The organism is Pseudomonas sp. S1_G07, from assembly GCF_054668565.1.
The window spans coordinates 1,141,462-1,153,728 of record NZ_CP162778.1 but is presented as its reverse complement, the minus strand read 5'-3'; the positions used below and the strand labels follow the sequence as shown (position 1 = coordinate 1,153,728).

The 12,267-nt window shown below is 60.5% G+C and carries 12 protein-coding genes; 7 read left to right on the top strand and 5 right to left on the bottom strand.

From position 1 onward, the window contains the following. Positions 1–6: 6 nt before the first annotated feature. The 6 genes from AB4O05_RS05410 (at position 7) to AB4O05_RS05385 (ending at position 6,043) form a co-directional block, all read left to right on the top strand. Entirely contained in the window at positions 7–1,389 is a 1,383-nt protein-coding gene (locus AB4O05_RS05410) for a M16 family metallopeptidase (RefSeq protein WP_460132438.1), read from the top strand. 71 nt (positions 1,390–1,460) lie between these two features. Further along, on the top strand, positions 1,461–2,492 hold the full coding sequence (locus AB4O05_RS05405) for a DUF5924 family protein (protein ID WP_460132440.1): 1,032 nt from the start codon (positions 1,461–1,463) through the stop codon (positions 2,490–2,492). A 54-nt stretch (positions 2,493–2,546) separates the two neighbouring features. Continuing rightward, positions 2,547–3,695: an MlaE family ABC transporter permease gene (locus AB4O05_RS05400; RefSeq protein ID WP_460132441.1), complete on the top strand. Its 1,149-nt coding sequence runs from the start codon at positions 2,547–2,549 to the stop codon at positions 3,693–3,695. Continuing rightward, positions 3,692–4,495 (top strand): ABC transporter ATP-binding protein, encoded by an 804-nt coding sequence (locus AB4O05_RS05395; protein WP_460132443.1) that lies wholly within the window; start codon positions 3,692–3,694, stop codon positions 4,493–4,495. The genes AB4O05_RS05400 and AB4O05_RS05395 overlap by 4 nt, the downstream gene beginning before the upstream one ends. A gap of 1 nt (position 4,496) precedes the next feature. Next, on the top strand, positions 4,497–5,435 hold the full coding sequence (locus tag AB4O05_RS05390) for an MlaD family protein (protein ID WP_460132445.1): 939 nt from the start codon (positions 4,497–4,499) through the stop codon (positions 5,433–5,435). Next, positions 5,432–6,043, top strand: coding sequence for an ABC-type transport auxiliary lipoprotein family protein (locus tag AB4O05_RS05385; protein ID WP_460132446.1), 612 nt, complete (start codon positions 5,432–5,434; stop codon positions 6,041–6,043). The genes AB4O05_RS05390 and AB4O05_RS05385 overlap by 4 nt, the downstream gene beginning before the upstream one ends. A 102-nt stretch (positions 6,044–6,145) precedes the next feature. Here AB4O05_RS05385 and AB4O05_RS05380 read toward each other — a convergent pair whose 3' ends face one another. The 5 genes from AB4O05_RS05380 to AB4O05_RS05360 all read right to left on the bottom strand — a co-directional run bounded on the left by AB4O05_RS05380 (position 6,146) and on the right by AB4O05_RS05360 (position 10,527). Continuing rightward, positions 6,146–7,375: a nucleoside recognition domain-containing protein gene (locus AB4O05_RS05380; RefSeq protein WP_460132447.1), complete on the bottom strand. Its 1,230-nt coding sequence runs from the start codon at positions 7,373–7,375 to the stop codon at positions 6,146–6,148. Between the two features lie 98 nt (positions 7,376–7,473). Continuing rightward, positions 7,474–8,805 carry a glutamate/aspartate:proton symporter GltP gene (gene gltP, locus AB4O05_RS05375; protein ID WP_460132448.1) on the bottom strand — a complete coding sequence of 444 codons (1,332 nt, stop codon included), beginning with the start codon at positions 8,803–8,805 and terminating at the stop codon, positions 7,474–7,476. A gap of 723 nt (positions 8,806–9,528) precedes the next feature. Further along, a complete protein-coding gene (locus AB4O05_RS05370; protein ID WP_460132449.1) occupies positions 9,529–9,996 on the bottom strand; it encodes an inhibitor of vertebrate lysozyme family protein in 468 nt (155 codons plus the stop codon). A 2-nt stretch (positions 9,997–9,998) separates the two neighbouring features. After that, entirely contained in the window at positions 9,999–10,163 is a 165-nt protein-coding gene (locus AB4O05_RS05365; RefSeq protein WP_002555679.1) for a DUF1328 domain-containing protein, read from the bottom strand. Between the two features lie 79 nt (positions 10,164–10,242). Further along, positions 10,243–10,527 carry a hypothetical protein gene (locus AB4O05_RS05360; RefSeq protein WP_460132451.1) on the bottom strand — a complete coding sequence of 95 codons (285 nt, stop codon included), beginning with the start codon at positions 10,525–10,527 and terminating at the stop codon, positions 10,243–10,245. A gap of 389 nt (positions 10,528–10,916) precedes the next feature. On the opposite strand from AB4O05_RS05360, the gene algB reads away from it, so the two are divergent. Beyond that, positions 10,917–12,263 carry a sigma-54-dependent response regulator transcription factor AlgB gene (algB, locus tag AB4O05_RS05355; RefSeq protein ID WP_460132452.1) on the top strand — a complete coding sequence of 449 codons (1,347 nt, stop codon included), beginning with the start codon at positions 10,917–10,919 and terminating at the stop codon, positions 12,261–12,263. Positions 12,264–12,267 lie beyond the last annotated feature (4 nt).

Below are 12,267 nucleotides of genomic sequence, written 5' to 3'. Positions count from 1 at the left end.
CCAGTTATGCGTCGCCTGTTATTCGCCTGCCTGCTCATGGGTTCTGCCCACACCTTTGCCTTTGACCGCCTGCAAGTCGAGGGCTACACCTTGCCCAACGGCCTGCAAGTGCTGCTCAAACCAGGCACCGAGCGCGGGCACGTGGCCATCCGTCTGGTGGTGGGCGTTGGCCTGGATGACGTCAGGTGCGAGGACAAGGAATTGCCGCACCTGCTTGAACACTTGCTGTTCAGCGGTATCGACGGCGGTGGCGAAGGCGACCTCGAAGAGCGCATGCAAGCCCTGGGCGGCGAGTGGAACGCCTATACCAGCAATGCCGATACCACCTTTGTGATCGAGGCCCCCGCGCAGAACCAGCGCAAGGTGCTGGACCTGTTACTGGCGATCCTCACGCGTACCGAGCTGACCGACGCGACTATCAACGCGGCCAAACACGTGGTCGAGCGTGAAGACGGTGGTCACTATTCACATCTGCAGCGGCTGCTGGATCGCCAGGACCTGGGCCACACCGCCAGCAATCAACTGGCCGTCGAGCTGGGCCTCAAATGCGCAGAGCGCGCCGACGTCAATCACTTGACCCGCGACCAACTGGAAACGCTGCGCAAAAACTGGTACGCCCCCAACAACATGACACTGATCATCGTCGGTGACCTCGACAAGCTGCTGCCCGCCTATCTGGAGCGCACCTACGGCCAGCTTGACCCGGTCGACCCCACCGAGCACTTGCCGCTGCCGCAAATCCAACACACCGCCGCCAGCCACCGCGAGCTGATCCATGGCTGGGTGGGAAACAGCGCCAAACTGCACTGGCTGTTCCCCGAACCGATGCTGGACGAGCAGCACGATGAAACCTACGACCTGCTCAAGGACTATCTGGATTGGGCACTGTACCGCCAGCTACGCCTCGAGCACGGGTTGTCCTACGGCCCATGGAGCGAGCGCGAAGTGCTCGGCGGCGTCGGTTTCATGAGTTTGAACGCCGACCTTGAACGCGACAACCTCCCCGAAGCCGAACGGGTGCTGCAAGACCTCAAGGCGCAACTGCTCAAGGACGGCCTCGATCCCGCCACCTTCGCCCGCCTGCAACACGCTGCCATCGCCCGCCAGGCATGGGCCGTGCAAGGTAACAGCGCGCTGGCCGACTACTACTGGGCGGCCTCGGGCGACTACGACAACGGGCGCTTCAGCGACCCCGTCAAGCGCATCAAGGCGGTCAACTTGAGCCAGGCCAACCAGGCAATGCGCCAAGTACTCAAGCAGCCAGGCTACTGGCGCATCGAAAAACCGCTGTTGAGCTATGACATGCTCAACTGGATCGGTGCCGGTGTGCTGGGGTTGATCGTGTTGGTGGTGACCGGCATGCGGGTTTATCGCAAACGGATCGCGTAATGAGGCACCGTACCCAGGGCTAAGACGTTATTCTGTCTGGGATTTTTCTTACCAAGACTGCGAACCGCCGAATGCCGAACCTGACCCATTACATCCAGCGCATCCTCGAACTGATGAAGCGCTACCCAGGGGTGATTGCACTCGGTGGTTTCATCTCGGGTGTGTCCAGCTTCATCCTGGTGGATCGCCAGCAGGGCATGGCCAGTTGGATTGCGGTGATCATGCTGGTGAGCTGGCTGTGGCTGATGCTGGAGAACAGCTTCACGCAGCTGTTTACCAAGGTGTTCAAGCGGGAAATTCCCGAACCGCTGCTGCGCTATGCCACCCAGATGATCCACCAGGAAAGTTTGTTCTTTGTGCTGCCGTTCTTTTTCATCACCACCGCCTGGAACAGCGGCCAATCGATTTTCACCGGCCTGCTCGGCGCCGCCGCACTGGTATCGATCATCGACCCGCTGTACTACAAATGGCTCGCGCCCAAGCGCTCGTTGTTCCTGGCGCTGCACACCCTGACCCTGTTCGCGGCGTTGCTCACCGCGCTGCCGATCATCCTGCACCTGACCACCGCCGAGAGTTACAAACTCGCCCTTGGGGTGGCCATGGCGTTGTCGATCCCAAGCCTGGCGGTCAGCCTGCCGCTGCGCAGCGCCAAAGGCTGGGCGATGCTGCTGGGGGTCACTGCCGCGATTGGCTGCGCCGGCTGGTTCCTGCGCAGTTGGGTACCACCGGCCACCCTGTGGATGACCGAAGTGGCGATCAGCACCCAGTTGCAAGACCGCACCCCCGGCGACGACCTCGAGGAAGTCAACGCTGGCCAACTGCGCAGCACCGGGCTCTACGCCTATACCGCGATCAATGCCCCGCGCGGGCTGGATGAACGCATCTACCACGTATGGAAATTCAACGGCAAAGAGGTCGACCGCATCGCCCTGGACATCCATGGCGGGCGCAAGGAAGGCTACCGCGCCTGGACCCATAAGCAGAACTTCCCGGCTGACGCAGTGGGGCGCTGGCAAGTACAGGTCCTGACCGAAGACGGGCAAGTGATCGGTGTGTTGCGCTTCAAAGTCACCGACACAGCACAAACGTACACGCCAAAGTAGCTTGGATCGTGCTATTACGTAAGGCTTGTGGATAGCCCTACAAGCTCGGAGCTTATGACCAGTCGCAGCACAGCCGGCGCCGCCCATTTGGATACGTCCACCGCTCCTCCATTACTCAGGATTACCGGAGACTGGACGCTTGCCCACTACGCTAACCTGAAAAAACTGTCGGACACACTTGACGGCCAATACGACGCCGGCGCCCGCATCGACCTCAATGGTCTCGGTGCCCTGGATACCGCTGGCGCCTCGTTGCTGGTGGAGTTGCTGGGGCCAACCCGTATCGAGCAATCTGCCGAGCAGACCGACTGCAGCCTGTCGGCCGCCGACCGCGCACTGCTCAAGACCGTCTACCGCTCCCTGAATGATTTCTGCGTACCGGAAAAACTGCCGGAAGAGGCCGTTGGCATTCAGGTGCTGGCGCGCATTGGGGCCGCGGTGGATGCGATCTGGCAGGACACCAAACAACTGCTGGGCTTTATCGGCCTGATCCTCGAAACCCTCGCCCGTGGCCTGTTCCGCCCCAAGCGCTGGCGCCTGACGCCGATGGTCGCGCATATCGAGCAAACCGGCCTAGATGCCGCGCCTATCGTCGCCTTGCTGACCTTTCTGGTGGGCGCCGTGGTGGCCTTCCTCGGCGCTACCGTACTCAAGAGCTTCGGCGCGACGATTTTTACCGTGGACCTGGTGGCGTTCTCCTTCCTGCGCGAGTTCGGCGTGTTGCTCACCGCGATCCTGATCGCCGGCCGCACCGCCAGCGCCTTTACCGCGCAAATCGGCTCGATGAAGGCCAACGAAGAGATCGACGCCATCCGCACCCTGGGCCTGGACCCGATGGAGCTGCTGGTCCTGCCGCGTGTGCTGGCGTTGCTGGTGGCGCTGCCGATACTGACGTTTCTGGCGATGCTGGCGGGGATCGTCGGGGGCGGGGTGGTGTGCGCCGTGGCGCTGGATATTTCGCCGGCGATGTTCCTGTCGCTGCTGCAATCGGACATTGGCGTGCAGCATTTCCTGGTGGGCATTGCGAAGGCACCGATCTTTGCTTTCCTGATCGCCGCCATCGGTTGCCTGGAAGGCTTCAAGGTCAGCGGCAGCGCCGAATCGGTCGGCGCGCACACCACTTCCAGCGTGGTGCAATCGATCTTCGTAGTGATCCTGCTGGATGCAGTGGCCGCACTGTTCTTCATGGAGATGGGCTGGTGAGTCGTCCACACCGTGCGCCCACCGAGGCGGTGATTGAAGTGCGAGGGCTGTGCAACCGCTTTGGCAGCCAAAGCGTGCATGAGGACCTGAACCTGGATTTGTTCAAGGGTGAAATCCTCGCGGTGGTCGGCGGCTCGGGCAGCGGCAAGTCCGTGCTGTTGCGCAGCATTGTTGGCCTGCGGCGCCCCAGCGCAGGCGAAGTGCGGGTGTTCGGTAAGAACCTGCCGAGCCTGCCGGAACATGAACGCTCGCTGGTAGAGCGCCGATTTGGTGTGCTGTTCCAGAAGGGCGCGCTGTTTTCCTCACTGACCGTGACCGAGAACGTCGCGCTGCCGCTGATCGAACACGCAGGCCTCAGCCGTGCCGACGCCGAACACCTGGCCGCAGTCAAACTGGCCCTGGCCGGGTTGCCGCTGTCGGCGGCCGACAAATACCCGGCCTCACTGTCCGGCGGCATGATCAAGCGCGCAGCCTTGGCCCGCGCCCTGGCATTGGACCCGGACATCCTGTTTCTGGATGAGCCCACCGCCGGTCTCGATCCGATTGGCGCGGCACAATTCGATCAACTGATCCTGACCTTGCGTGACGCACTGGGCTTGAGCGTGTTCCTGGTCACCCACGACCTGGACACGCTGTACACCATCACCGACCGCGTGGCGGTGCTGGCGCAGAAAAAAGTGCTGGTAGCCGATGCCATCGATGTCGTCTCGGAAACCAACGACGCCTGGATTCACGAATACTTCCACGGCCCCCGGGGCCGCGCGGCATTGGATGCCGCTCAACCGCTCAACGAGGTATGACATGGAAACCCGAGCCCATCATGTGATGATCGGTCTGTTCAGCGTGATCGTGGTGGTCGGCGCGATGCTGTTTGGCCTGTGGCTGGCCAAATCCAGCGTCGACAGTGCCTTCCAGGATTACGAAGTGATTTTCAACGAGGCCGTCAGCGGCCTGTCCCAGGGCAGCTCGGTGCAATACAGCGGGATCAAGGTGGGCGACGTGATCAGCCTGCGCCTGGACCCCAAGGACCCGCGCCGCGTACTGGCGCGCATCCGCCTGGTCGGGCAGACGCCGATCAAGGAAGACACCCAGGCCAAGCTGACGCTGACCGGCATCACCGGCACCTCGATCATCCAACTCAGCGGAGGCACCCCGCAAAGCCCCGTACTCAAGGGCAAGGACGGCAACCTGCCGCAGATCATCGCCTCACCGTCGCCCATCGCGCGCCTGCTCAATAACAGCAACGATCTGATGACCAGCATTAATCTGCTGCTGCACAACGCCAACGAGATGTTCTCCGCGCAGAACGTCGAGCGCCTGAGCAACACCTTGGACCACCTGGAGCAAACCACCGGCGCCATTGCCGACCAGCGCGGTGATATCAAGGTGATGATGCAGCAACTGATGCAGGTGAGCAAACAGGCCACAACCGCCCTGGAGCAAACCACGCTGCTGATGCGCAATGCCAACGGCCTGCTCAACGATCAAGGCAAGCAAGCCTTTGGCAGCGCCGAACAGGCAATGAAATCCCTTGAGCGAAGCACCGCGACCATCAACACCTTGTTGACCGATAACAAGGACTCGGTGAACAGCGGCATGCAGGGTCTCAACGAACTGGCGCCAGCCGTGCGCGAGCTGCGCGAAACCCTCGGCTCGCTGCGCGCTATCTCCCGCCGCCTGGAAGCCAACCCCAGCGGTTACCTGCTGGGCAGCGACAAGAATAAGGAATTCACGCCATGAAGCGTATTTACCCACTGATCGCCCCCATGGCCCTGATACTGCTCAGCGCCTGCTCGATCCTGCCCAAGGCCGACCCGTCCGACGTGTACCGCCTGGCAACAGCCCAGACGACCAGCCAAGGTGCGCCGGTCAGTTGGTCACTGCGCCTGGCCAAGCCGCAATCCAGCGAGTTCCTCGACAGCCAGCGCATCGCCGTGGTGCCCAAGGGTGACCTGATCAGCAGCTATGCGAATGCGCGCTGGAGCGATCCGGCGCCGGTGCTGCTGCGCAACCGCCTGCTGGACGGGTTCCAGCGCGATGGGCGAGTGACGCTGCTGAGCACCGACGACACCAACCTGCAGGCTGACTATGAATTGGGCGGGCAGTTGCAGGCGTTTCAGAGCGAATACCACGGCAGTGTGGTGGAGGTGGTGATTCGCCTGGACGCGCGATTGGTGCGCGCAAATGATCAGCGAATTGTTGCCAGCCGACGGTTTGAGGTGAGGCAACCGGTGGCGGATACCAAGGTGCCGGCGGTGGTGGCCGGGTTTGGGCAGGCGGGCGATCAGTTGAACGGGCAGGTGGTGGATTGGGTGGTGGCGCAGGGCAATAGCGCAGCGAAACGCTGAGGGCCTCTTCGCGAGCAAGCCCGCTCCCACAATTGACCGCGTTCATCCAGACGAAACGCGGTCACTGTGGGAGCGGGCTTGCTCGCGAAAGCGGCCTAAGCCTCAGCCAAAAAACCAGTAGCACACCGCAATCGCCGCCACGACACCGGCAAACTCCGCCAGCAACGCACAGCCCACCGCATGCCGCGCCCGCTGGATACCCACCGAGCCGAAGTACACCGCCAATACATAAAAGGTGGTTTCGGTACTGCCCTGGATCGTCGCCGCCACCAACGCGGGGAAGCTGTCCACACCCTGGGTCTGCATGGTCTCGATCAGCATCGCCCGCGCCGCACTGCCGGAGAACGGCTTGACCATCGCGGTCGGCAAGGCGTCGACAAAGCGCGTGTCCATGCCGGTCCAGGCCACTACATGTCGGATGCCTTCCAGGCCGAAATCCAACGCGCCGGATGCGCGCAGCACGCCCACCGCACAGAGCATCGCCACCAGGTACGGCAGCAGATTCCTGGCGACGTCGAAACCTTCTTTGGCGCCTTCGACAAACGCCTCGTACACCTTCACCTTGCGCAACGCGCCGATCACCAGGAACAGCATGATCAGGCCGAACAACGTGAGGTTGCCGAGGATCGACGACAGGCCCGCCAACGCCGTGGCGGACAAGGTTGCCAGCAGCGCCATGAAGCCACCCAGTATCAGCGCGCCGGGAATCAGGTACGCCAGCACCACCGGGTCCCACAGGCGCAGGCGCTGCATCACCGCCACCGACAGCAAGCCCACCACGGTCGAGGCGCTCGTGGCCAGCAGGATCGGCAGAAACACCAGCGTGGGGTCGGCCGCACCTTGCTGGGCGCGGTACATGAAGATGGTGACCGGCAACAGCGTCAGCGAGGACGCGTTCAGCACCAGGAACAGGATCTGCGCGTTACTCGCGGTGTTGGGGAGGGGGTTGAGTTCCTGCAGTGCCTTCATGGCTTTCAGGCCGATGGGTGTGGCGGCGTTGTCCAGGCCCAGGCCATTGGCGGCGAAGTTGAGGGTGATCAAACCGATGGCCGGGTGACCGGCAGGCACTTCCGGCATCAGCCGACGAAACAGCGGGCCGAGGGCCTTGGCCAGCCAGTCGACGATCCCGGCTTTTTCGGCGATGCGCAAAAAACCCAGCCAAAGGGTCAGGGTGCCGAACAGCAGCACCATCACTTCCACCGACAACTTGGCCATGGCGAAAATGCTTTCCACCATCGCCGCAAAAATCCCGGCGTTACCACCCACCAGCCATTGCGCCAGTGCAGACACCATTGCCACGACAAAGAAGCCAAGCCACAGGCCATTGAGCATCAGTTGAATCCCCCGAAAGATGGGGCGAATGATAGCGGGGCCGGCAGAAACGACAAACCCCGGATTTACCCGGGGTTTGTTTCTGCGCGGTCGTATTATCAGGCGCGAGTGGCTTGGGCAGCCGGCAAGGCTTCCTTGCTGCGCCAGTGCGGCAGGGAGTTCCAGTAGCGCTCGCCCTTGGCGTCGTCGTACATGCCTTCCCAACGAGAGATCACCAACACCGCCAGGGCATTACCGATCACGTTGAGCGCGGTACGCGCCATGTCCATCACGCGGTCGACACCGGCGATGAACGCCAGGCCTTCCAATGGGATGCCCACGCTGCCCAGGGTAGCCAGCAACACGACGAAGGACACACCCGGCACGCCGGCGATGCCTTTGGAGGTGACCATCAGGGTCAATACCAGCATCAGTTGCTGACCAATCGACAGGTCGATGCCATACAGCTGGGCGATAAAGATCGCCGCGATGCTCTGGTACAGGGTCGAACCGTCGAGGTTGAATGAGTAACCGGTGGGTACCACGAAGCTGCAGATGGCCTTTGGCGCGCCATAGGCTTCCATCTTCTCGATCACGCGCGGCAACACGGTTTCGGAACTGGCGGTGGAGTACGCCAGCACCAGCTCGTCCTTGAAGATGCGCATCAGCCTGATCACCGAGAAGCCGAACAGGCGCGCGATCAGGCCGAGAATCACAAAGGCGAAGAACAGAATGGCGACATAAACCAGGATGACCAGCTTCGCCAACGGCAGCAAGGACGCGAAGCCGAAGTTGGCCACGGTCACCGCGATCAACGCGAATACGCCAATGGGGGCGTATTTCATGATCATGTGGGTGACCTTGAACATGCTCTCGGACACGCCCTGGAACATCGTCACCAGCGGCTCGCGCAGCTCAGGCTTGAGGCTCGACAGGCCCAGGCCGAACAGCACGGAGAAGAAGATGATCGGCAGCATTTCGCCACGGGCGACAGCGGCGAAGATGTTCGACGGGATCAGGTTGAGGATGGTCTGGATAAACGCATGCTCATGCTGCACCTCGGCGGCGGTCGCCTGGTACTTGGAGATGTCCACGGTACCCAGGGTGCTCATGTCGATGCCCGCGCCGGGGTGGAACATGTTGGCCAGCAGCAGGCCGACAACAATGGCGATGGTGGTGACCACTTCGAAGTAAAGGATGGTTTTGACACCGATGCGACCGAGCTTTTTCGCGTCCCCCACACCGGCGATGCCAACGATCAGCGAGGAAATCACAATCGGGATCACGATCATCTTGATCAGGCGGATAAAGATGTCACCCGCAGGCTGCAGCACATTGCTGATCCACCAAGCCTTTTCAGCGCTGAAATGGTTGAGCACTGCACCGATTGCAATCCCCAGCACCAAACCGATGAGGATCTGCCAGGCGAGGCTTAGCTTTGCCTTCTTCATGTCATTACCCTTACTTCAAGTGAACTTAAGGCAAATGCGCCAGCTGGAACGCTCGAAAGCGAAAAAGTGTGTGCATCTGCCTCCATGGAAGGTCACCGCAGCGTGGCCGAAATGGCTTACTGGCAGGCGAAAAAAGGCGCAACTATTCCGACGCGAGGGGGCGACGTCTAATGCCGTAAACGACTACCCCATGCCGAATCGGCATGACTTTTTTTGAAAATAACTGTCCGAGCGGTCAGTTCAAATCCGTCATTCTCACCGGTGAATATGCCGTGAACCGGCCATTTCAGGCTCGCGCCGAGAATATGCACGTCTTTGGGGCATTGGCAGAAATACCTGGGAATTACGCGGGCGGGTGTCAGAAATGTCTTATAGCGCTGGCGAAATTTTATCGATAAATGGTCGCCACGACACACCCAGTAATGGTTGTCGGCGGGCAAAACGAAAAGTTTCAGCTAAAGGCGGCATAAAGGACAGGAATGAGCGTGATAAGCCCGCCGCAGGTCCACACAGCTTTTGGCTTGTGAACCTGCGTCGCAGCTTTTCGCCTGACCCGGCCCTTGCGCAGGCACTCCCTGTACCCGTAGGTCACGCCGATCCTGGTTGATCAGAGCAACCCGGCCCCCTGGTCATGCACCGCCCTTGGCGGGGGTGCAAACAGAAAGAAGCAAGGCGCTTCTCTCCATGGACGCTGGCCCCGTTGACAGACGTGTCAGACGGAACCTAGTACCAATTCGGATCTTTCTTCAGTTGCTCCATCAGCAACTTTTGCATGCCTTCATCCGGCTTACCGATAAAACGATAATCGGCATGCCGCGTAGGAGACTTGTCCGCCGGCAACCCGGCTGGGACTTCCACCAACATGGCGTAGGCATCTTCCTTGTCGAAGCTGAAGGCGACGATCAGGCGCTTATTAAGGCAGGTGTCGGCCGTTTCGCAGAGCGGCCCGACCAAGTACTGATCACCGTCTTCTTGCACGGCATTCATCTGCTCGGCGGTACCAGACAGGTTGATCACCCATTCCGGCAGCCGCTCTTCTTTCTTCACCACGCCTTGCCAGGTCTCACGGTATTGCGGGTCCGCGCCAAGCAATTCGTTGGCCCTCGATTGGCCATCGTTGGCGGCCAACACCAAGCCGCTACCGCCCATGAGCAGAGCGGCAGCGATGGCTTTGAGAGACAAAGTGGTCATATTCAGCCTCGGCCGCGACGACCAAAGAAGAACGACACAACGAACATCACCAGGAAGACTACGAACAGGATCTTGGCGATACCCGTAGCGGTGCCCGCAATACCACCGAAGCCCAGGACTGCAGCGACAATGGCGATGATCAGAAATGTGATTGCCCAACTCAACATGGTGATTCTCCTTACGCGTTCATAGAATTAACAGCGGTAGTGCCATGCGGACGCTCAACACAAGCGACCGCTTTCTTGCCTAGAACACCCAGCGCTCTTGAGTAGGAAGCTGGTCCAGAGTGGAATCCTGGTCAACCACTCGCAATTGCGGGGCAGCTACATCGGCAGAAACACTACCGACGGAACGAAAATGGGTTTGGGTCATCACTGAACGCTCGAACTGCGGGGTTTGCTGCTGACTCTGCTGCCAATGTTGCATCTGCTGGCCCGCAATCAACGTGACCATCAAGGCCAGGCTGGCAAACAAGCCTTGTTGCAAGCGCAACGGCGATACATGCAAGTGGCTGAGGCTTTGGCGAGTCATGCTGCTGTTCTCCCGCATTCTGATTATTCGTTCATGACGCTGTCGGGAGAGATATTGCAGAGCGCGTGCCAGCTTTTTTATAAAATAAATTCCAATAAAATCAATAGGTTATTTATTACGTCTTGGTAGGCGGTGCAGCATCCTGCACGATGCCCCCTTGTGTGCCGTGCGAAATGCACGATGGCCAGCGGTCGGATCCATGGATCGAAAGTAGATCCCGCGTTGCCGAAGTGGCGAGAAGGCATGAAGACGCGAGCAGATGAGGCGCTGCAGGACGACGCACAGATACCTGCACGACTCTGCTTTTTATCGATCAGAATAAACCATGCAACTTGCCCGATTATTCCGGGACTAAACAGCATCATTCATAGTTAAGGAGCGCGGAACAGATGGAATCAGCCAAGGAACTTCAAGGGCGCATTCTTTTAGTAGATGACGAGTCCGCGATCCTCCGCACCTTCCGTTATTGCCTGGAAGATGAAGGCTATACCGTCGCCACCGCCAACAGCGCCGCCCAGGCCGATGCCCTGATGCAACGCCAGGTGTTTGACCTGTGCTTCCTCGACCTGCGCCTGGGCGAAGACAATGGCCTGGACGTGCTGGCGCAGATGCGCATCCAGGCACCGTGGATGCGTGTGGTGATTGTCACCGCTCATTCCGCCGTCGATACCGCCGTGGACGCTATCCAGGCGGGCGCCGCCGACTACCTGGTCAAGCCCTGCAGCCCTGATCAATTGCGTCTGGCCACGGCCAAACAGTTGGAAGTCCGCCAACTCTCCGCACGCCTGGAGGCATTGGAAGGCGCGGTGCGTCAGCCCAAAGACGGTCTCGACTCCCACAGCCCGTCGATGATGGCGGTGCTGGAAACCGCGCGCCAAGTCGCAGGAACGGACGCCAACATCCTGATCCTTGGGGAGTCGGGTACAGGTAAAGGCGAACTGGCCAGGGCCATTCACGGCTGGAGCAAGCGTGCGAAGAAATCCTGCGTGACCATCAACTGCCCGTCGCTGACCGCCGAACTGATGGAAAGCGAACTGTTCGGCCACAGCCGTGGCGCCTTTACCGGCGCCAGCGAGAGTACCTTGGGCCGGGTCAACCAGGCAGACGGCGGCACGCTGTTTCTCGACGAGATCGGCGATTTTCCGCTCACTTTACAACCTAAACTGCTGCGATTCATTCAGGACAAAGAATACGAACGCGTCGGCGACCCGGTCACTCGTCGCGCCGATGTACGCATCCTCGCCGCCACCAACCTGAATCTGGAAGACATGGTGCGCGACGGACGCTTCCGAGAAGACTTGCTGTACCGCCTCAATGTCATCACCTTGCATTTGCCACCGCTGCGCGAACGCAGCGAGGACATTCTGACCCTGGCAGACCGTTTCCTGGCACGGTTCGTCAAGGAATACGCACGCCCGGCGCGCGGTTTCAGCGATCAGGCGCGCGAAGCACTGCTCAACTATCGCTGGCCAGGCAATATCCGTGAACTGCGCAACGTGGTGGAACGAGCCAGCATTATCTGCCCGCAGGAAAAGGTTGAAATCAGCCATCTGGGGATGGCCGAACAACCCACCAACAATGCCCCACGCATCGGTGCAGCACTGAGCCTGGACGAGTTGGAGAAAGCCCATATCGGCGCCGTATTGGCCACCAGCGACACGCTGGACCAGGCGGCAAGGACCCTCGGCATCGACGCGTCGACCCTGTACCGCAAACGTAAACAGTACAACCTGTGAGCTG